Source organism: Citrobacter sp. Cpo148 (genome assembly GCF_030332375.1).
Classification (GTDB): domain Bacteria; phylum Pseudomonadota; class Gammaproteobacteria; order Enterobacterales; family Enterobacteriaceae; genus Citrobacter; species Citrobacter portucalensis.
This window is the reverse complement of the sequence record NZ_JAOWHY010000048.1, coordinates 227,275-246,817: the sequence shown is the minus strand read 5'-3', so window position 1 is coordinate 246,817 and position 19,543 is coordinate 227,275. Positions and strand designations below refer to the sequence as shown.

The window sequence follows — 19,543 nt, the reverse complement described above, 5'->3', positions numbered from 1 at the left end:
CATGACAATGTTACGCCAGCCCTATTACGAACTCAGTCCCGAAATCTATAACGCTCTGGTTCAGGCAAGCCAAGCGCTGGAAAACTGCGCGCTGGAACCTACGTTGACGGAACTGATTTACCTGCGGGTCTCGCAAATCAACGGCTGCGCCTTTTGTCTGGAAATGCACAGTAAAGCACTGCGCAAATCCGGTGTTGCGCAGGCCAAACTGGACGCACTGGCAGGCTGGCGGGTGAGTCACCACTTCAGCGAGCAGGAACGTGCGGCGCTGGCGTGGGCCGAATCGGTCACCCAGATTGCCACTACTCACGCCGAAGATGACGTTTATCTGCCGCTGCTAGACCATTTCAGCGCGAAAGAAATTAGCGACCTGACATTTGCCATTAGCCTGATGAACTGCTTCAACCGCCTGGCGGTGGGGATGCGCATGTGATTTTGCGCTGCCGGATGGCGGCATAAATGCCTTATCCGGCCTACGTTGTGCTCTCCTGTTGCCCGTAGGCCCGATAAGCTTAGCGCCATCGGGCAATTTATAACCACCCGTTAGCCTTCCCCCGCCACGCTCATCACCCCGCTCATCATCAATCTAAAATTCCCATATCTTGTATGGTTGAATCTTTTTAAAACTACATCTAGTATCTCTCCTATCAGGACACACACAACCCGACGCCCTTTATCGCGCCGATCCTTTATTTTTAAATGGAAATACGAATCATGCGTATTATTATTTACACTCGCAATAACTGTGTTCAGTGCCACGCCACCAAACGGGCAATGGAAAGCCGTGGTTTTGACTTTGAGATGGTAAACGTCGATTTACAGCCCGATTTGGCTGATAGCCTGCGCGATCAAGGGTTTCGCCAGCTACCGGTCGTGGTCGCGGGTGAAACCAGTTGGTCAGGATTTCGCCCGGACATGATCAACCGTCTGCATCCGGAACACCGTGTGGCCAGCGCATGAGTCAGCTCGTTTACTTCTCCAGCAGCTCCGAAAATACGCACCGCTTTATGCAGCGTCTGGGGCTGCCAGCCATCCGCATTCCGCTTAACGAACGCGAGCGGATACGGGTAGACGAACCTTACATATTAATCGTGCCGTCCTACGGCGGCGGCGGCACTGCTGGCGCGGTCCCAAGACAGGTGATCCGCTTTTTAAACGATACGCACAACCGGGCGTTAATCCGTGGGGTGATCGCCTCCGGCAATCGTAATTTCGGTGACGCCTACGGTCGCGCGGGTGATGTCATCTCACAAAAATGCGGCGTGCCGTGGCTCTATCGCTTTGAGCTGATGGGCACCCAAAGCGATATCGACAACGTTCGAAAAGGAGTGAGCGAATTTTGGCAACGACAACCGCAGAACGTGTAATGCAGCCAACGCTGGATTATCACGCCCTGAACGCCATGCTGAATCTGTACGATAAAGCCGGGCGCATTCAGTTCGACAAAGACCATCAGGCCGTGGAGGCCTTCTTTGCCGCCCACGTCCGCCCAAACTCGGTGGCGTTTGCCAGCCAGCAGGAGCGCCTGGAAACGTTGGTGGATGAAGGCTATTACGATGCCAGCGTGTTAGCCCGCTACGATCGCGCATTCGTGCTGAAGCTATTCGATCACGCCCACGCCAGCGGATTCCGTTTCCAGACGTTCCTCGGCGCATGGAAGTTCTACACCAGCTATACGCTGAAAACGTTCGACGGTAAGCGCTATCTCGAAGACTTTGAGGATCGGGTCACGATGGTGGCGCTCACGCTGGCGCAGGGCGATGAAACGCTCGCGATGCAGCTGACCGATGAAATGCTCTCCGGGCGCTTTCAGCCCGCCACACCAACCTTTTTAAACTGCGGCAAACAGCAACGCGGTGAGCTGGTCTCCTGCTTCCTGTTGCGTATTGAAGACAACATGGAGTCTATTGGTCGGGCGGTCAACTCCGCACTTCAGCTCTCCAAACGCGGCGGTGGCGTGGCATTTTTGCTCTCCAACCTGCGCGAGGCAGGAGCGCCCATAAAGCGCATTGAGAACCAGTCATCTGGGGTGATCCCAGTAATGAAAATGCTGGAAGATGCGTTTTCTTATGCGAATCAACTCGGGGCACGTCAGGGTGCGGGGGCAGTGTATCTGCACGCACACCATCCGGATATTTTACGTTTTCTCGATACCAAGCGCGAAAACGCCGACGAGAAAATCCGCATCAAAACGCTCTCGCTTGGCGTGGTGATCCCGGATGTTACCTTTCAACTGGCGAAAGAAAATGCCCGAATGGCGCTGTTCTCACCGTATGACGTGGAACGGATTTACGGCAAACCTTTCGGTGATATCGCCGTGAGTGAGCGGTATGACGAACTGGTTGCCGACGAACGTGTGCGCAAAAAATTCATTAACGCCCGCGATTTCTTCCAGCGGCTGGCCGAGATCCAGTTTGAGTCTGGCTATCCTTACATCATGTTTGAAGATACGGTGAATCGCGCCAATCCGATTGCCGGTCGGATCAATATGAGCAACCTGTGCTCGGAGATTTTGCAGGTTAACAGTGCCTCCACCTACGATGAAAATCTCAATTACGCGCAGACCGGGCACGATATTTCCTGCAATCTCGGCTCGTTGAACATTGCCCATACCATGGATTCACCCGACTTTGGTCGTACCGTGGAAACGGCGATTCGTGGCTTAACCGCCGTTTCGGACATGAGCCATATCCGCAGCGTGCCCTCGATTGAGGCCGGAAACAGCGCGTCGCACGCGATTGGTCTTGGGCAGATGAATCTGCACGGGTATCTGGCGCGGGAAGGGATCGCCTACGGTTCGCCGGAAGGGCTGGATTTTACCAATCTCTATTTCTATACCATCACCTGGCATGCGCTGAATACGTCAATGAAGATCGCCCGCGAGCGCGGTCAAACCTTTGCCGGATTCAAACAGTCGCGCTACGCCAGCGGCGAGTATTTTAACCAGTATCTGCAGGGCGACTGGCAACCAAAAACCGCCAAGGTTCGCACGCTGTTTGCCGCCAGCGGCATTACGCTGCCGACGCGCGAGATGTGGTCACAGCTGCGTGAAGATGTGATGCGCTACGGCATTTATAACCAGAATTTACAGGCGGTTCCACCCACCGGTTCTATCTCTTACATCAATCATGCCACGTCAAGCATTCACCCGATCGTGTCGAAAGTGGAGATTCGCAAAGAGGGCAAAACCGGGCGCGTTTACTACCCTGCCCCGTTTATGACCAATGAGAATTTGGCCTTGTATCAGGATGCCTATGAGATCGGCCCACAAAAAATCATTGATACCTACGCAGAAGCAACGCGCCATGTCGATCAGGGGCTTTCACTGACGCTCTTTTTCCCCGATACCGCCACCACGCGCGATATCAATAAAGCGCAAATTTACGCCTGGCGTAAGGGTATCAAATCCCTGTACTACATCCGACTACGCCAGCTGGCGCTGGAAGGCACCGAAATCGAAGGCTGCGTGTCATGCGCGCTGTAAGGAGGAGAAAATGACATTATCCCGCGTGAGCGCCATCAACTGGAACAAGATTGAGGATGATAAAGATCTTGAGGTATGGAACCGCCTGACCAGTAACTTCTGGCTCCCGGAAAAGGTCCCGCTCTCCAATGACATTCCGGCCTGGCAAACGTTGAACGCCGCCGAACAGCAGTTAACAATCCGAGTTTTTACCGGGCTGACGCTGCTCGACACCATTCAGAATGTTGCCGGAGCACCAGCGTTAATGGCTGATTCGTTAACGCCGCATGAAGAGGCGGTGCTGTCGAATATCAGCTTTATGGAGGCGGTGCACGCCCGTTCATACAGCTCTATATTCTCTACCCTTTGCCAGACCAAAGACGTGGATGCTGCCTACGCCTGGAGTGAAGAAAATACCCCACTCCAGCGCAAAGCGCAGATCGTTTTGACACATTACGCCAGCGACGAACCGCTGAAGAAAAAAATAGCCAGCGTGTTTCTGGAATCCTTCCTGTTCTATTCTGGCTTCTGGTTGCCAATGTATTTTTCCAGCCGCGGCAAATTGACCAATACCGCCGATCTCATTCGTCTGATCATTCGTGATGAAGCGGTTCATGGATATTACATTGGTTATAAATATCAAAAAGGTCTGGAGCATATTTCCGAATCCGCACGCGAGGAGTTAAAGAATTTTGCCTTTGACCTGCTGGTGGAATTGTATGATAACGAAGCGCGTTATACGGAAGAGTTGTATGCAGAAACCGGCTGGGTGGATGACGTCAAAGCCTTCCTTTGTTACAACGCCAATAAGGCATTAATGAATTTGGGATATGAGGCGCTATTTCCGCCTGAAATGGCGGAGGTTAACCCGGCAATCCTTGCCGCGCTGTCGCCCAACGCTGATGAAAACCACGATTTCTTCTCGGGTTCCGGCTCATCCTATGTGATGGGAAAAGCGGTCGAAACAGAAGATGACGACTGGAATTTCTAGCGCTCATTTTCACGGAAAATACCGTACATTTTTCGCGGAAATATTTTAACAGGATCACACTTTTGTCGTGCAAATATAATTGTGTGATCTACACTCAATATCAGCCGCATTATTCGCCTGCATTCCAGCAATTCAGGCGATTTTTCATTGCCATTTACAAAAAATATTAACCCGTTCACATTCGCGCTCAGCCCTTATATCACGGGAAGTCCCGCCACTTGGCCTTTGGCAATATTCATGCCACAACCAAATTCAGGGTTGTCTCAGATTCTCAGTATGTTAGGGTAGAAAAAGGTCACTATTTCCATCAGGTAATATATCGATATAAACAAATAACAGGAATCATTCTATTGCATGGCAATTAAATTAGAAGTTAAAAATCTCTATAAGATATTTGGAGAGCATCCCCAGAGAGCCTTCAAATATATTGAAAAAGGACTTTCAAAAGAGCAGATTCTGGATAAAACGGGGCTATCGCTTGGCGTTAAGAACGCCAGTCTGGCCATTGAAGAAGGCGAGATATTTGTCATCATGGGATTATCCGGTTCGGGTAAATCCACAATGGTACGCCTTCTCAATCGCCTGATTGAACCCACCCGCGGGCAGGTATTGATTGACGGCGTAGACATCGCCCGGATATCCGATGCTGAGCTTCGCGAGGTGCGCAGAAAAAAGATTGCGATGGTGTTCCAGTCCTTTGCCCTGATGCCGCACATGACGGTTCTCGACAATACGGCATTCGGCATGGAATTAGCCGGTGTCGGCGCGGATGAACGTCGTGAAAAAGCGTTAGATGCGCTACGTCAGGTTGGTCTGGAGAATTATGCTCACGGCTACCCAGATGAACTTTCCGGGGGGATGCGCCAGCGTGTAGGCCTCGCCCGCGCATTAGCCATTAACCCTGACATCTTATTAATGGATGAGGCCTTCTCAGCCCTCGATCCATTAATTCGTACTGAGATGCAGGATGAACTGGTAAAACTACAGGCGAAGCATCAACGTACCGTGGTCTTTATATCGCATGACCTCGACGAAGCCATGCGCATTGGCGACAGAATTGCCATTATGCAAAACGGTGAAGTGGTCCAGGTCGGCACGCCAGATGAAATCCTGAATAATCCGGCCAATGATTATGTACGCACCTTCTTCCGTGGCGTCGATATTAGCCAGGTCTTTAGCGCGAAAGATATTTCACGCCGTAGTCCCGAAGGTTTGATTCGTAAAAACCCCGGGGTGGGTCCACGTTCTGCGCTGCAATTATTGCAGGACAAAGATCGCGAATATGGTTACGTGATCGAACGCGGCAATAAATTCGTTGGCGTTGTCTCTATCGACTCATTAAAAACAGCGTTAAGTCAGGCGCAAGGTATTGAAGCGGCATTGATCGATGAGCCGTTAGCCGTAGATGCACAAACCCCTCTCAGCGAGTTGCTTTCTCATGTCGGTCAGGCCCCGTGCGCGGTGCCGGTTGTAGATGAGGAACAGCAGTATGTGGGCGTCATTTCAAAACGCATGCTGTTACAGGCTTTAGATCGTGAGGGGGTAAACAATGGCTGATCAAACTAATCCGTGGGACACCACACCAGCGGCCGACAGTGCCGCACAAAATGCTGATGCCTGGAGTACGCCATCAGGCGCACCCACTGACGGTGGTGGCGCGGACTGGCTGACCAGCGCACCCGCGCCGGCACCAGAGCATTTCAATATTATGGATCCGTTCCATAAAACGCTGATCCCGCTTGACAGTTGGGTCACAGAGGGGATCGACTGGGTCGTTACCCATTTCCGTCCGGTCTTCCAGGGCATTCGTGTCCCGGTGGATTACATTCTCAACGGCTTTCAACAGCTGCTGTTGGGTATGCCAGCGCCCGTGGCGATTATCCTGTTCGCGCTGATTGCCTGGCAGATTTCCGGCGTGGGGATGGGCGTTGCTACGCTGATTTCCTTAATTGCCATCGGTGCCATCGGCGCGTGGTCGCAGGCCATGATAACCCTGGCGCTGGTGTTGACCGCGCTGCTGTTCTGCGTGGTGATCGGTCTGCCGATGGGGATCTGGTTGGCGCGCAGTCCACGGGCAGCAAAAATTGTTCGCCCGCTGCTGGACGCCATGCAAACCACACCCGCGTTTGTCTATCTGGTGCCGATTGTCATGCTGTTCGGTATTGGTAACGTCCCGGGCGTAGTGGTGACGATTATCTTCGCCCTGCCGCCAATCGTGCGTCTGACTATTCTGGGGATTAACCAGGTGCCAGCCGATCTGATTGAAGCCTCGCGCTCGTTTGGCGCCAGCCCGCGTCAGATGCTGTTTAAAGTGCAGCTCCCGCTGGCAATGCCCACCATTATGGCTGGGGTTAACCAGACGCTGATGCTGGCGCTCTCAATGGTCGTCATCGCATCGATGATTGCCGTCGGCGGACTGGGCCAGATGGTTCTGCGCGGAATCGGTCGTCTGGATATGGGGCTTGCCACCGTCGGCGGGGTTGGGATTGTGATCCTCGCTATCATTCTCGACCGCCTGACGCAGGCCGTCGGTCGCGACTCGCGTAGTCGTGGCAACCGTCGCTGGTACACCACCGGTCCCATTGGGCTTATCACTCGCCCTTTCACGAAGTAATTCACCCGTTGCCCGGTAGCGCTGTGCTTACCGGGCCTACAATTCATTAACTTGCACAAAATCATTCAAGTTGCATCGCGGCGGTAAACGAATGTATCCCCAGGAGCGTACAAGTAGTACGTGACTGGGGTGCATGAGCGCAGCCAACAAAGAGGCAGCTTGAAGGATGAAGTGCAATAAGGAACAACGATGCGACAGAAAATAATTATTGCCACAGCGTTTGCCACCCTTGTCTCCACCAGCACTTTCGCTGCCGACCTGCCGGGCAAAGGCATCACCGTACAGCCAATCCAGAGCACTATCTCTGAAGAATCCTTCCAGACGCAGTTAGTCGCCCGTGCGCTGGAGAAACTGGGTTACACCGTTAACAAAACCAGCGAAGTTGACTACAACGTCGGCTATACCTCCATTGCCTCTGGCGATGCAACTTTTACCGCCGTGAACTGGCAGCCGCTTCATGATGATATGTACGCCGCTGCGGGCGGAGACAAAAAGTTTTATCGCGAGGGGGTATTCGTTACGGGTGCCGCACAGGGTTATCTGATCGACAAGAAAACCGCTGAGCAGTATAAAATCACCAATATCGCCCAGTTAAAAGATCCGAAGATCGCCAAAATCTTTGACACCAACGGTGACGGAAAAGCCGATATGATGGGCTGTTCACCGGGCTGGGGCTGTGAAGCAGTAATCAACCACCAGAACAAAGCTTTCGATCTGGAAAAAACCGTCGAGGTCAGCCACGGTAACTATGCGGCGATGATGGCCGACACCATTACCCGCTTCAAAGAAGGTAAACCCATTCTTTACTACACCTGGACACCGTACTGGGTGAGCGACGTAATGAAACCTGGTAAAGATGTGGTCTGGCTGCAGGTGCCGTTCTCTTCCCTGCCAGGTGAGCAGAAAGATATTGATACCAAACTGCCAAACGGCGCCAACTACGGCTTCCCGGTGAACACTATGCATATTGTCGCCAATAAAGCCTGGGCGGAGAAAAACCCGGCTGCGGCGAAACTGTTTGCCATCATGAAGCTGCCGCTGGCGGATATCAACGCGCAGAACGCAATGATGCACGACGGGAAAGCGTCTGAAGCCGACGTACAGGGTCACGTTGACGGCTGGATCAAAGCCCACCAGCAGCAGTTTGACGGCTGGGTGAACGAAGCGCTGGCCGCGCAGAAATAACCCACTCGCAGGCCTGATGAGTGTAGCGCCATCAGGCCAGTAACCGCATAAATGCCGGATGGTGGCGCGATGCGCCTAATCCGGCCTATCCTCCCTCCCCCAATCGCACAATCCATCACTCAACAAATCAGCAACATTTAATCACTTCCGTTATGATTGTTTTCTGCAACCCATTACTCAGTTGAAAACAATGACGAAAACTACTCAGGGACTTAGCCCTTCGCTGATCCTGTTAATGTCTATTGCCACCGGCCTCGCCGTCGCCAGTAACTATTATGCGCAGCCGCTGCTCGACACCATCGCGCGCAACTTTTCGCTATCTGCCAGTACCGCAGGGTTTATCGTCACCGCGGCCCAACTCGGCTACGCTGCCGGCCTGCTATTCTTAGTGCCGCTCGGCGATATGTTTGAACGTCGGATGCTGATTGTCTCCATGACGTTGCTCGCTGCTGGCGGCATGCTGATCACCGCCAGCAGCCAGTCGCTGGGTATGCTGATTCTCGGCACCGCTCTGACCGGACTGTTCTCGGTAGTGGCACAGATTTTGGTTCCGCTGGCGGCAACGCTTGCCACACCGGACAAGCGCGGGAAGGTTGTCGGCACGATTATGAGCGGCCTGCTGCTGGGTATTCTGCTGGCGCGCACCGTGGCGGGATTACTGGCGAATCTTGGCGGCTGGCGCACCGTATTTTGGGTCGCATCAGTATTAATGGCGCTGATGGCGGTTGCGCTGTGGCGCGGCCTGCCGAAGATGAAATCCGATACTCATCTTAACTATCCTCAGCTGTTAGGCTCGGTATTCAGCCTGTTTATTCACGATAAATTGCTGCGTACCCGCGCGATGCTGGGCTGCCTGACTTTTGCCAATTTCAGTATCCTGTGGACCTCGATGGCGTTTTTGCTCGCCGCGCCGCCGTTTAACTATTCGGAAGGAATGATTGGTCTGTTCGGTCTGGCGGGTGCCGCAGGGGCGTTAGGCGCACGTCCGGCGGGCGGTTTTGCCGATAAAGGTAAATCCCACCTGACCACAACCATGGGGCTGCTATTACTGCTGCTCTCCTGGCTTGCTATTTGGTTTGGGCACGCTTCAGTCCCCATGCTGATTATCGGTATTCTGGTGTTGGACCTTACCGTTCAGGGAGTACACATCACCAACCAGACGGTTATCTATCGCATTCATCCGGATGCGCGTAATCGCCTGACCGCCGGATACATGACCAGCTATTTTATTGGCGGAGCGGCAGGTTCGCTAATTTCAGCCTCTGCCTGGCAGCATGCCGGGTGGGCTGGCGTTTGTCTGGCGGGTACGACCGTTGCCGTACTCAACCTGGTGGTCTGGTGGCGAGGTTTTCACCGTCAGGAAGCCGTAAATTAAGCGTATAGCGCATGTTTACCGCTGATTGGGCTCCACAGGGTGTTAAGGAGCCCATCAGTCTGCTAAGGTTATAACTCATTGAACCAAGTTATATTAATTTCGGTAATGAAACCTATAACCCTATGGAAAGCCCTGTACCCCAGTCTGAATCCTGTTCGGCAACGTTAACGGAAGGATTCAAAGACAGCCTGCCAATAGTCATCAGCTATATTCCGGTCGCTTTTGCATTTGGTCTCAATGCCACTCGCCTTGGCTTTACGCCGGTTGAAAGCGTCTTTTTCTCCTGCATTATCTATGCGGGAGCCAGCCAGTTTGTCATTACCACCATGCTCGCTGCGGGCAGTTCGCTGTGGGTCGCCGCCCTTACCGTCATGGCCATGGATGTCCGTCATGTTTTGTACGGCCCTTCCCTGCGCAGTCGAATAGCCCTGCGACTGAGTAAACCCAAAAGTGCACTGTGGGCTTTTGGCCTTACCGATGAAGTCTTTGCCGCCGCAACGGCAAAACTGGTCCGGGATAATCGGCGCTGGAGTGAAAACTGGATGATCGGCATCGCACTGTGCTCCTGGGCCTCCTGGGTGTTTGGTACGGTGATCGGCGCGTTTTCCGGCAGTGGTTTACTCAAGGATTACCCGGCGGTTGAAGCGGCACTGGGATTCATGCTCCCGGCGCTGTTTATGAGCTTCCTGCTCGCGTCATTCCAACGTAAACAAGCGCTCTGCGTGACTGCCTCCCTGGCCGGGGCGCTGGCTGGCGTCATGCTGTTTTCCATACCTGCCGCTATCCTTGCAGGTATTGTCTGCGGATGCCTGACGGCGCTCATCCAGTCATTTTGGCAGGGAGGTCCTGATGAGCTATGAGGTTCTGCTACTTGGCCTGTTGGTCGGCTGCGTTAATTACTGTTTTCGCTATTTGCCACTCCGTCTTGGGGTAGGCAATGTTCGCCCGACGAAGCGCGGCGCAACGGGCATACTACTCGACACTATTGGCATTGCATCTATTTGCGCCCTGCTGGTGGTGTCTACCGCACCAGAAGTTATGCACGACGCTCGTCGGTTCGTGCCTACGCTGGTGGGGTTTGTCATACTGGGCGCAAGCTTCTATAAGACCCGCAGCATCATCATTCCAACGTTACTGAGTGCTCTGGGCTATGGATTAGCCTGGAAAATGCTTGTTGGCTTATAGATAAAAACAATCATTTTAAAGAAATAATACATTTACTTTATTTGTCACTGTCGTTACTATATCGGCTGAAATTAATGAGGTTATACCCAAATGGATAGTTCGTTTACGCCCATTGAACAAATGCTAAAATTTCGCGCCAGCCGCTACGAAGAGTTCCCTTATCAGGAAGTGCTTCTGACTCGCCTCTGTATGCACATGCAGGGTAAGTTGCTGGAAAACCGCAATAAGATGCTGAAAGCTCAAGGGATTAACGAGACATTGTTTATGGCGTTGATTACGCTGGAGTCTCAGGAAAACCACAGTATTCAGCCTTCTGAACTGAGTTGCGCGCTTGGCTCGTCACGCACTAACGCTACCCGCATTGCGGATGAGTTAGAAAAACGTGGCTGGATCGAACGTCGTGAAAGCGATAATGATCGCCGCTGTCTGCATCTGCAATTGACCGAGAAAGGCCATGCATTTTTGCAAGAGGTGTTACCGCCTCAGCATAACTGCCTGCATCAGCTCTGGTCGTCTCTTAGCACCACCGAAAAAGATCAGCTTGAGCAAATTACCCGTAAACTTCTGACCCGTCTTGATCAGATGGAGCAGGATGGCGCGGTGTTAGAAGCGTTGCGCTAACGCGCTGACTCGCTCAGAAATCCAGATTTATAAATGAAAAAACCGACAGGCCAGCACGCATACTGCTGGCCTGTCTGATAAACAGGTCGGCTCAGCCGATGTGAAAAAAATAAGATCGTGGAGAACAACATGAGCGCAAATGCGGAGACTCAAACCCCGCAGCAACCGGTCAAGAAGAATGGCAAACGTAAAAGTATGCTGCTCCTTCTGACCTTGCTCTTTATTATCATTGCCGTGGCATATGGGATTTATTGGTTTTTAGTACTTCGTCATGTCGAAGAGACAGACGATGCGTACGTGGCAGGGAACCAGGTTCAAATCATGGCTCAGGTATCAGGCAGCGTGACGAAAGTCTGGGCTGATAACACTGACTTTGTAAAACAAGGCGATGTGCTGGTCACCCTCGACCAGACAGACGCAAAGCAGGCATTTGAAAAAGCCAAAACTGCGCTGGCTTCCAGCGTGCGTCAGACGCACCAGTTGATGATCAACAGCAAGCAGTTACAGGCAAGTATTGAAGTGCAGAAAACCGCACTGGCGCAGGCACAAAGCGACTTTAATCGCCGAGTTCCGCTGGGTAATGCCAACCTGATTGGCCGCGAAGAGCTGCAACACGCTCGTGATGCCGTCGCCAGCGCTCAGGCCCAGCTTGATGTCGCGATCCAACAATATAATGCTAACCAGGCGATGATTCTGGGTAGCAAGCTGGAAGATCAGCCCGCTGTGCAACAGGCTGCCACCGAAGTGCGCAATGCCTGGCTGGCGCTGGAACGTACCAGAATTGTCAGCCCAATGACCGGTTATGTATCCCGTCGCGCCGTACAGCCTGGTGCGCAAATTAGCCCAACCACGCCGCTGATGGCGGTTGTTCCGGCCACTAACCTGTGGGTAGATGCCAACTTCAAAGAAACACAGCTCGCGCACATGCGTATCGGCCAACCGGCGACCGTTATCAGCGATATTTACGGCGATGACGTAAAATATACCGGTAAAGTTGTCGGTCTCGATATGGGTACGGGCAGCGCCTTCTCCCTGCTGCCAGCGCAAAACGCAACCGGCAACTGGATCAAAGTCGTCCAGCGTCTGCCGGTACGTATCGAACTGGATGCGCAGCAACTGGCACAGCATCCATTACGTATTGGTTTGTCTACGCTGGTTACGGTAGACACCTCAAATCGTGACGGACAAATTCTGGCAAGCCAGGTTCGCACCACGCCGGTATCAGAAAGTAATGCACGTGAAATCAACCTTGCTCCGGTCAATAAGATGATCGAAGAGATCGTGCGGGCCAACGCGGGTTAATTCAAAGGTGCGTGTGATGCAACAGCAAAAACCGCTGGAAGGCGCGCAGCTCGTCATTATGACGATCGCGCTGTCCCTGGCGACATTCATGCAGGTGCTGGACTCCACCATTGCTAACGTGGCGATCCCCACTATCGCCGGGAACCTCGGCTCTTCACTGAGCCAGGGGACCTGGGTGATCACCTCATTCGGGGTGGCGAACGCTATCTCTATTCCGATCACCGGCTGGCTGGCAAAACGCTTTGGCGAAGTAAGACTCTTTATGTGGTCAACTATCGCCTTCGTCATTGCGTCATGGGCATGCGGGATGTCCACCAGCCTGAACATGCTGATTTTCTTCCGCGTAATCCAGGGTATTGTCGCCGGTCCATTAATTCCGCTGTCACAGAGCCTGTTGCTGAATAACTATCCACCCGCCAAGCGTTCCATCGCCCTCGCGCTATGGTCGATGACGGTGATTGTTGCCCCGATATGTGGTCCTATTCTTGGGGGCTATATCAGCGACAACTATCACTGGGGCTGGATATTTTTTATCAACGTACCAATCGGGGCTGTGGTGGTATTGATGACACTGCAAACCCTGCGCGGTCGGGAAACCAAAACCGAGCAGCGGCGCATTGACGCCATTGGTCTGGCACTGCTGGTCATCGGTATCGGCAGTTTGCAGATTATGCTCGACCGCGGCAAAGAGCTGGACTGGTTCGCCTCGCAGGAGATTATCATCCTGACTGTGGTTGCCGTGGTTGCTATCAGCTTCCTGATCGTCTGGGAGCTTACCGACGAGCACCCCATTGTCGATCTCTCGCTGTTTAAGTCGCGCAACTTTACCATCGGCTGCCTGTGTATCAGCCTGGCCTATATGCTTTACTTCGGCGCAATCGTCCTGCTGCCGCAGCTGTTGCAGGAGGTATACGGCTATACAGCAACCTGGGCTGGTCTGGCGTCAGCGCCGGTTGGGGTGATTCCGGTGATCCTGTCTCCGATTATCGGCCGCTTCGCGCACAAGCTGGATATGCGTCGGCTGGTAACGTTCAGTTTTATTATGTACGCAGTCTGTTTCTACTGGCGTGCGTGGACGTTCGAGCCAGGTATGGACTTTGGCGCATCGGCCTGGCCGCAGTTTATTCAGGGGTTCGCGGTAGCCTGCTTCTTTATGCCGCTAACCACCATTACGCTGTCCGGCTTACCACCAGAGCGTCTGGCGGCGGCGTCCAGCTTGTCGAACTTTACGCGAACGCTGGCAGGTTCCATTGGCACATCGATTACGACGACAATGTGGACAAACCGCGAGTCGCTGCACCATGCTCAGCTAACGGAATCTGTTAACCCCTACAACCCAAATGCACAGGCTATGTACGATAAGCTGCAGGATTTAGGGATGACGCACCAGCAGGCTTCAGGTTGGATAGCTCAGCAGATCACCAATCAGGGGCTGATTATTTCCGCTAACGAAATCTTCTGGATGTCGGCGGGGATCTTCCTGGTCCTTCTTGGCCTGGTGTGGTTCGCCAAACCGCCCTTCGGTGCGGGCGGCGGCGGCGGCGGTGCACACTAACTATCTGATAAAAGGGATCTGCGGATCCCTTTTTTATTAGACCTACAATCAGAAGTAATATTTGAATCTCAGACGCCCGCCGTAACGCGCATCTTCGCTGTTATCACCATTATTCGGATTGGCCTCTACCCATGAAGCATAGGCACCGAGGTAGATGTTAAAGTTTTTCATATCCATCACATTGGGGAATAAATATGAGGCATGAATAGTGTGAATGTCATAATTGCCGGGATCGGTGATCCAGCAATCGTCCTCACAAACGGCATCGATATTGGTAGCATTGAAGGCTTCGATTTTGTTATGCGCATAGATATAACCCAGTTCAAATCGATGCCACAACGCATTCACCCCAGCGGTAAAATCTGTCTCATCGGTCGCATCCATATAGGCGGTATTCAGGTTAATCACTGCGCCATCTTCCGGGTCCGTTTTTTGACCATTCCAGGTCATGGTAAAACCATAGCCCGTACGATCTGACTGATCGATCCACGTCCCATTTTGGTAATAACCGTAGGCGTTGTTAACGACGTTACTTTCCATCGCTATCGCCGTTGAAAAACGCCCATTTTGCCAGGCGATAACCGGACGGACGTAAGCCACGTTTTTATCGTTGGTTAAATCCATTCCGTGGTACTGCTTCTCGGTATATAACGTACTGCCATTTTCCAGCAATGTGTTAACTTCGAAATACCAGTTGTCGATGGTTTTGCTCAGCAGGAAGTTACCCCCGCTGTCGCTACGTCCTCGTCCTTCTTTCATCATATAGATATAGCCGTAACCGTCACTGTAGAGATCGTTCGCTGTATTCCCCGAATATTCAACAAACGTATCCTGATTCAGCGGGAACATATCGTAGGCTTCAAAACGACCAACCTTAATTTTCCAGTCATTCTCACGACCAAAGAAGAAAACGGCATCATCGAGGTTCATTTTTCCGGTCAGGTCCGCCAGAGGCTGTACCGAGAACCCTGCAAAATTACCGTTGTCCCGCCGCTGGTAGCCATCAAAGCCCAGCAACAGGCGTCCGTTAATATCCCAGCGTTCATTGGTTCCTGGTGCCCAATCTTTATTCGCTGATGTTCTCATCGATGTCAGGCTACCGGAACGGCTTGCCGCATCCATATTAAATTCGACATCGCCATAGAACTTAATATCGCTGAAGCCGGATAATGTCAGCTTAGGCGGAGTTTCACCTGCTGCAATCGGCTCGGCAGACTGGACATTCACCGTCGGCGTAGCGGCGACCTGCTGCTGCTTCAGAGAGCGAATTTGCGCCTCAGCATCGGATGCCCGTTTTTCGGCATTAACAACACGTTGCTCCAGTTCAGCCAGACGCTGCTCAATAGTGATATTATTTGCTGCCCAAAGGTTATGAGAAAAGCAAGCACCGATCATCAGCGCCAAATATTTAGCCTTCATTTTCATCCCTAAAGTTTAATGTATACCAGATAAGATTTGATAAAAACCCTATCTACCGGCTATTAAAAGAGTCTTGTTATTACCCGGATATCTGGCGCATTCCATTATGTTTTTCTATTAATTATTTATGTTTTTTAGTTTATGTGATCAATACACTCTGGCATCGTTAATTATCCACCGCTTTCTGCTTGCCAGATCACATTTTATTATTTAACAGGTCAGGCATCATTTAAATTAAAATATATTCTCGCTGCAAATATAATAAACACACATTATATTAAGCAATAAAAAACCCCGGACATAAACCAGGGTTAATTTAAATACTGGAACAGCTAATCAATAAGACTAAATATGCAGTTCCTGCAGTTTCTCTTTTGGTAGCGCCAGCTCTTCATTGCTGTTCACGCGTACATCACGCTCCAGAATATGACGCGCGATATCCTGTGCTTCGCTAAGAGAGTGCATCTGATACGTACCGCACTGGTAAACGTTCAGCTCCGGGATCTGGTTCTGATCCTGTACTTTCAGCACGTCCGCCATTGCCGCTTTCCACGCGTCGGCTACGCGCTGTTCGTCCGGCGTACCAATCAGGCTCATGTAGAAGCCGGTACGGCATCCCATCGGAGAGATATCGATAATCTCAACGCCGTTACCGTTAAGGTGGTTACGCATAAAACCTGCAAACAGGTGTTCCAGCGTATGGATACCTTTCTCAGGCATCACTTCTTTGTTCGGAATGCAGAAACGCAGATCAAACACGGTGATTGCGTCGCCATGCGGGGTGTTCATCGTTTTTGCAACCCGGACCGCGGGAGCTTCCATCCGGGTGTGATCGACAGTAAAACTATCTAACAACGGCATTTAGCCACCTCCGATAAATTTTTTAAAAATAATCTGAACTCTTTGTTCCGGGGCGAGTCTGAGTATATGAAAGACGCGCATTTGTTATCATCATCCCTGTTTTCAGAGATGAAATTTTGGCCACTCCCGAGTGGCCTTTTTCTTTTGTATCAAGCGTGCTTTTCCAGCCACACGCTAAACGGCTCAGTATCAGCCGCTTCGATCTCCTGCTGACGACGCTTTGAAGCCTCGGTTTCAGCAATAAATTCAGCTTCCTGCACTATTTCTAACGGCTCTTCACGCAGCAGATTTCGGTAAGCCTCACCCAACGCTTTGCCCGTGCCGCCAATGCCTTCATCAATCATAGACCGTAGGATCCGGGCAGAGAAAGTCAGTTCAGGATTGTCAAAACAGGCAACAAGTTCATCACAGACCTTCTGATACTCCTCTCCCCCATCGATGCTGTCCAGCGTTTGTGCCACGCGTTTCAGATCGCGGAACAAATCTTTCCCAACCTTCGGCAGCGGGAACTGGGCTGTTTCACAGCCAATACCTAACGTCAGCCCAGGCTTACGCCCTTCGAGAATCACGCGATTCCAATTTTTACGCGTACACAGCAATTCATCGCTGCTCATTTCCGGGGCATCAGCCAGCGCACACCAGACCATAAACAGATCGAGGAAGCGCACCTGCTGCTCGTCCACGCCGATAGGCGAGAACGGGTTGATATCCAGCGAGCGTACTTCGATGTACTCGATACCGCCACGCAGAAGCGCATCTGATGGCGTTTCTCCACGACGAGTGACGCGTTTCGGGCGAATAGGCGCATACAGCTCATTTTCAATCTGCAGAACGTTGCTGTTAATTTGCAGACGCTTACCGTCTTTCTCCAGACCGATCGCCGCGTACTCCTCGGAAGGCGTCTTAATCGCGCGCTTTAATCCTGCCACATACTCATGCAAATCGTTAAACGTAATTCCGAGATTGCTTTGCGACTTATTGGTATAGCCCAAATCACTCAGACGCAGCGACGTTGCGTACGGCAGGTAATACATCCCACAGTCGGTTTTTTCAAACGGCAGAGTTGTTGGTTTTCCTTGCAGGAATGAGGAACAAATGGCCGGGGAGGCACCAAACAAATACGGAATCACCCAACCAAAACGGTAGTAGTTGCGGATCAGACGGAAGTAGCCCGCGGAGATCTTCTCTTTAGCATCCTCACCTTCGGTTACACCGCATTTCGCCTGCCAGAAAGCCATAGGCAGCGAGAAGTTGTAGTGTACGCCCGAGATTGTCTGCATCAACGCGCCATAGCGGTTTTTGAGGCCTTCACGGTACAGCGTCTTCAGGCGACCGGTATTCGACGAACCATACTGCGCCAGTTCGATATCCTGACCTTCGGCAATATAGCAAGGCATGCTCAACGGCCACATACGCTCGTCGCCAAGATTTCTGGCGGTATAACGATGTAAGTCGCGCATGAACGTGAGCATTTTCTCAATGTCATCACCGGGTGGAGTAATGAACTCCAGCAATGCTTCGGCAAAGTCAGTGGTTATCCACTTATGCGTTAGCGCTGAGCCTAACACCTCAGGATGGCCTGTCGTTGCTAATGACCCATCTGCATTAACACGCAGCGTTTCGCGCTCCAGACCACGTTGAATCCCCTTTAACGCCTGAGGATGGTTTTCCAGCCAGGCCAGCGCCTGTGATACGTCCGGGATCAAATTGACCTCCCGCCTGTCAAAATCGTTTTAATTAGCATAATGGTATTGGTTACCCTGAAGGCTATCCCACAACACAATTAGTGCCACCACATAATGCCTTGTGTCGTAACCGCTGCGACAACAACATAGCGCAGCGCCTTGCCAAGGCATAAGAAAAAGAGAACTGGGCCCCACGAGATGCGCATCCACCCGGCTAACAGGCACAGCAAATCCCCCACAACCGGCATCCAGCTTAATAATAGTGTGACAGCGCCATAGCGCCGCAACCAGCCTGTGGCTTTTTCTTGCCAGCGCGATGTTTTACGCAATGGAAAGAAACGCCCAAGGATAACGTTAGTTAACCCTCCAAGGCTATTACCCATTGTTGCTGTTAAGACTAAGACCCAGGGATGACTGACCCCGGAAACCAACAAAGCAACCAGAACAACTTCAGAATTGCCGGGTAATAGCGTGGCACTGAGAAAACTGCTGGCAAACAGTGACAGGAGCGACAGTCCATCACTCACAATAACCGGACATCCACGACATCCATTCCCGCGGCATGCGCCGCCTGTATTCCAAAATCGGCGTCTTCAAACACGACGCAACGAGCCGGAACAACCCCCATACGTTCGGCACAAAGCAAAAACGTATCAGGAGCCGGTTTATGGTGTTGTACGTGATCTGCTGCGACTACAGCATCAAAATAGCGACGCAGACCAAGGTGAACGAGCAGCGCTTCTGCAATTGCGCTTTCACTACCCGTACCTACCGACATAGGACGACGACCATGCCAGGCTTTCACGACATCAACCAACGGCAAAGGCTGGACGCTATCCAGCAGCATGCTTCTCACCTTGTCGGTTTTTTCACGTGCCAGTGCATGAGGATCAAGATCGGCATGGTTCAATTCAATTACCAACTGCGCAATACGCCACGTTGGGGAACCATTGAGAGCGACCATGGCATGTTCATCAAACCGTAGTCCATAATGCCCCAATACCTCATGCCACGCCTTACGATGCGTAGGCTCGGTATCCAGGATGGTACCATCCATATCAAAAATCAAACCCGCATAACGTTCGTACATCGTCTTCTCACAAGCCGAGTGACCAGACGTTATTTTATCGTAATTGATTGATTTTGTCGCTGACAGCGAATTGAGGGGTGTTCAGAGAGTATGTGGAAATGATTTAGAGGGAGGGACAAGATGGTGCATCCGGGAGGATTCGAACCTCCGACCGCTCGGTTCGTAGCCGAGTACTCTATCCAGCTGAGCTACGGATG

19 protein-coding genes are annotated in these 19,543 nt (G+C 52.0%); 14 read left to right on the top strand and 5 right to left on the bottom strand.

Features of this window, described 5'->3' with window-relative positions:
* The first annotated feature begins 1 nt into the window (after position 1).
* The 14 genes from OGY10_RS19765 (at position 2) to emrB (ending at position 14,291) form a co-directional block, all read left to right on the top strand.
* Entirely contained in the window at positions 2-433 is a 432-nt protein-coding gene (locus OGY10_RS19765; protein WP_003825991.1) for a carboxymuconolactone decarboxylase family protein, read from the top strand.
* 281 nt (positions 434-714) lie between these two features.
* Positions 715-960, top strand: coding sequence for a glutaredoxin-like protein NrdH (gene nrdH, locus OGY10_RS19760; RefSeq protein ID WP_048236625.1), 246 nt, complete (start codon positions 715-717; stop codon positions 958-960).
* A complete protein-coding gene (nrdI, locus tag OGY10_RS19755) occupies positions 957-1,367 on the top strand; it encodes a class Ib ribonucleoside-diphosphate reductase assembly flavoprotein NrdI (protein ID WP_003825987.1) in 411 nt (136 codons plus the stop codon). Before nrdH ends, nrdI begins: the two co-directional genes overlap by 4 nt.
* Positions 1,340-3,484: a class 1b ribonucleoside-diphosphate reductase subunit alpha gene (nrdE, locus tag OGY10_RS19750; protein ID WP_286577259.1), complete on the top strand. Its 2,145-nt coding sequence runs from the start codon at positions 1,340-1,342 to the stop codon at positions 3,482-3,484. The genes nrdI and nrdE overlap by 28 nt, the downstream gene beginning before the upstream one ends.
* A 10-nt stretch (positions 3,485-3,494) precedes the next feature.
* Positions 3,495-4,454, top strand: a complete 960-nt coding sequence (nrdF, locus tag OGY10_RS19745; protein ID WP_286577257.1) for a class 1b ribonucleoside-diphosphate reductase subunit beta — start codon at positions 3,495-3,497, stop codon at positions 4,452-4,454.
* Between the two features lie 354 nt (positions 4,455-4,808).
* On the top strand, positions 4,809-6,011 hold the full coding sequence (gene proV / locus OGY10_RS19740) for a glycine betaine/L-proline ABC transporter ATP-binding protein ProV (protein ID WP_003825980.1): 1,203 nt from the start codon (positions 4,809-4,811) through the stop codon (positions 6,009-6,011).
* Entirely contained in the window at positions 6,004-7,068 is a 1,065-nt protein-coding gene (proW, locus tag OGY10_RS19735) for a glycine betaine/L-proline ABC transporter permease ProW (protein WP_008785611.1), read from the top strand. Before proV ends, proW begins: the two co-directional genes overlap by 8 nt.
* A 189-nt stretch (positions 7,069-7,257) precedes the next feature.
* The gene (gene proX, locus OGY10_RS19730; protein ID WP_043017315.1) at positions 7,258-8,253 is read left to right on the top strand and encodes a glycine betaine/L-proline ABC transporter substrate-binding protein ProX; all 996 of its coding nucleotides are present in this window, start codon (positions 7,258-7,260) and stop codon (positions 8,251-8,253) included.
* 190 nt (positions 8,254-8,443) lie between these two features.
* Positions 8,444-9,628 carry an MFS transporter gene (locus tag OGY10_RS19725; protein WP_128612135.1) on the top strand — a complete coding sequence of 395 codons (1,185 nt, stop codon included), beginning with the start codon at positions 8,444-8,446 and terminating at the stop codon, positions 9,626-9,628.
* 122 nt (positions 9,629-9,750) lie between these two features.
* Positions 9,751-10,488, top strand: a complete 738-nt coding sequence (locus tag OGY10_RS19720) for an AzlC family ABC transporter permease (protein WP_286577255.1) — start codon at positions 9,751-9,753, stop codon at positions 10,486-10,488.
* Entirely contained in the window at positions 10,478-10,813 is a 336-nt protein-coding gene (ygaH, locus tag OGY10_RS19715) for an L-valine transporter subunit YgaH (RefSeq protein WP_003825969.1), read from the top strand. Before OGY10_RS19720 ends, ygaH begins: the two co-directional genes overlap by 11 nt.
* A 90-nt stretch (positions 10,814-10,903) precedes the next feature.
* Entirely contained in the window at positions 10,904-11,434 is a 531-nt protein-coding gene (gene emrR, locus OGY10_RS19710) for a multidrug efflux transporter EmrAB transcriptional repressor EmrR (RefSeq protein ID WP_003037300.1), read from the top strand.
* A gap of 129 nt (positions 11,435-11,563) precedes the next feature.
* Positions 11,564-12,736 (top strand): multidrug efflux MFS transporter periplasmic adaptor subunit EmrA, encoded by a 1,173-nt coding sequence (gene emrA, locus OGY10_RS19705; protein WP_003825968.1) that lies wholly within the window; start codon positions 11,564-11,566, stop codon positions 12,734-12,736.
* 16 nt (positions 12,737-12,752) lie between these two features.
* Positions 12,753-14,291: a multidrug efflux MFS transporter permease subunit EmrB gene (emrB, locus tag OGY10_RS19700; RefSeq protein ID WP_003825966.1), complete on the top strand. Its 1,539-nt coding sequence runs from the start codon at positions 12,753-12,755 to the stop codon at positions 14,289-14,291.
* 48 nt (positions 14,292-14,339) lie between these two features.
* On the opposite strand, the gene OGY10_RS19695 is transcribed toward emrB, so the two are convergent.
* The 5 genes from OGY10_RS19695 to yqaB form a co-directional block, all read right to left on the bottom strand.
* Entirely contained in the window at positions 14,340-15,710 is a 1,371-nt protein-coding gene (locus OGY10_RS19695; protein ID WP_103286015.1) for a carbohydrate porin, read from the bottom strand.
* Positions 15,711-16,055: 345 nt separating this feature from the next.
* Entirely contained in the window at positions 16,056-16,571 is a 516-nt protein-coding gene (gene luxS, locus OGY10_RS19690; protein ID WP_003037312.1) for an S-ribosylhomocysteine lyase, read from the bottom strand.
* 149 nt (positions 16,572-16,720) lie between these two features.
* Complete coding sequence (gene gshA, locus OGY10_RS19685; protein WP_008785615.1) at positions 16,721-18,277, bottom strand: glutamate--cysteine ligase; 1,557 nt, start codon at positions 18,275-18,277, stop codon at positions 16,721-16,723.
* A 77-nt stretch (positions 18,278-18,354) separates the two neighbouring features.
* The gene (locus tag OGY10_RS19680) at positions 18,355-18,783 is read right to left on the bottom strand and encodes a YqaA family protein (protein ID WP_003825961.1); all 429 of its coding nucleotides are present in this window, start codon (positions 18,781-18,783) and stop codon (positions 18,355-18,357) included.
* Positions 18,780-19,346 (bottom strand): fructose-1-phosphate/6-phosphogluconate phosphatase, encoded by a 567-nt coding sequence (gene yqaB / locus OGY10_RS19675; RefSeq protein WP_286577252.1) that lies wholly within the window; start codon positions 19,344-19,346, stop codon positions 18,780-18,782. Before yqaB ends, OGY10_RS19680 begins: the two co-directional genes overlap by 4 nt.
* Positions 19,347-19,543: the final 197 nt, after the last annotated feature.

Excerpts from the sequence above, each read along its gene's own strand:
- emrR (WP_003037300.1), top strand. The coding sequence starts at position 10,904 with ATGGATAGTTCGTTTACGCCCATTGAACAAATGCTAAAATTTCGCGCC.
- proX (WP_043017315.1), top strand. The coding sequence starts at position 7,258 with ATGCGACAGAAAATAATTATTGCCACAGCGTTTGCCACCCTTGTCTCC.
- luxS (WP_003037312.1), bottom strand. The coding sequence starts at position 16,571 with ATGCCGTTGTTAGATAGTTTTACTGTCGATCACACCCGGATGGAAGCT.
- proV (WP_003825980.1), top strand. The coding sequence starts at position 4,809 with ATGGCAATTAAATTAGAAGTTAAAAATCTCTATAAGATATTTGGAGAG.
- OGY10_RS19720 (WP_286577255.1), top strand. The coding sequence starts at position 9,751 with ATGGAAAGCCCTGTACCCCAGTCTGAATCCTGTTCGGCAACGTTAACG.
- ygaH (WP_003825969.1), top strand. The coding sequence starts at position 10,478 with ATGAGCTATGAGGTTCTGCTACTTGGCCTGTTGGTCGGCTGCGTTAAT.
- OGY10_RS19695 (WP_103286015.1), bottom strand. The coding sequence starts at position 15,710 with ATGAAGGCTAAATATTTGGCGCTGATGATCGGTGCTTGCTTTTCTCAT.
- nrdI (WP_003825987.1), top strand. The coding sequence starts at position 957 with ATGAGTCAGCTCGTTTACTTCTCCAGCAGCTCCGAAAATACGCACCGC.
- OGY10_RS19765 (WP_003825991.1), top strand. The coding sequence starts at position 2 with ATGACAATGTTACGCCAGCCCTATTACGAACTCAGTCCCGAAATCTAT.
- OGY10_RS19725 (WP_128612135.1), top strand. The coding sequence starts at position 8,444 with ATGACGAAAACTACTCAGGGACTTAGCCCTTCGCTGATCCTGTTAATG.
- nrdF (WP_286577257.1), top strand. The coding sequence starts at position 3,495 with ATGACATTATCCCGCGTGAGCGCCATCAACTGGAACAAGATTGAGGAT.
- emrB (WP_003825966.1), top strand. The coding sequence starts at position 12,753 with ATGCAACAGCAAAAACCGCTGGAAGGCGCGCAGCTCGTCATTATGACG.
- proW (WP_008785611.1), top strand. The coding sequence starts at position 6,004 with ATGGCTGATCAAACTAATCCGTGGGACACCACACCAGCGGCCGACAGT.
- emrA (WP_003825968.1), top strand. The coding sequence starts at position 11,564 with ATGAGCGCAAATGCGGAGACTCAAACCCCGCAGCAACCGGTCAAGAAG.
- nrdH (WP_048236625.1), top strand. The coding sequence starts at position 715 with ATGCGTATTATTATTTACACTCGCAATAACTGTGTTCAGTGCCACGCC.
- yqaB (WP_286577252.1), bottom strand. The coding sequence starts at position 19,346 with ATGTACGAACGTTATGCGGGTTTGATTTTTGATATGGATGGTACCATC.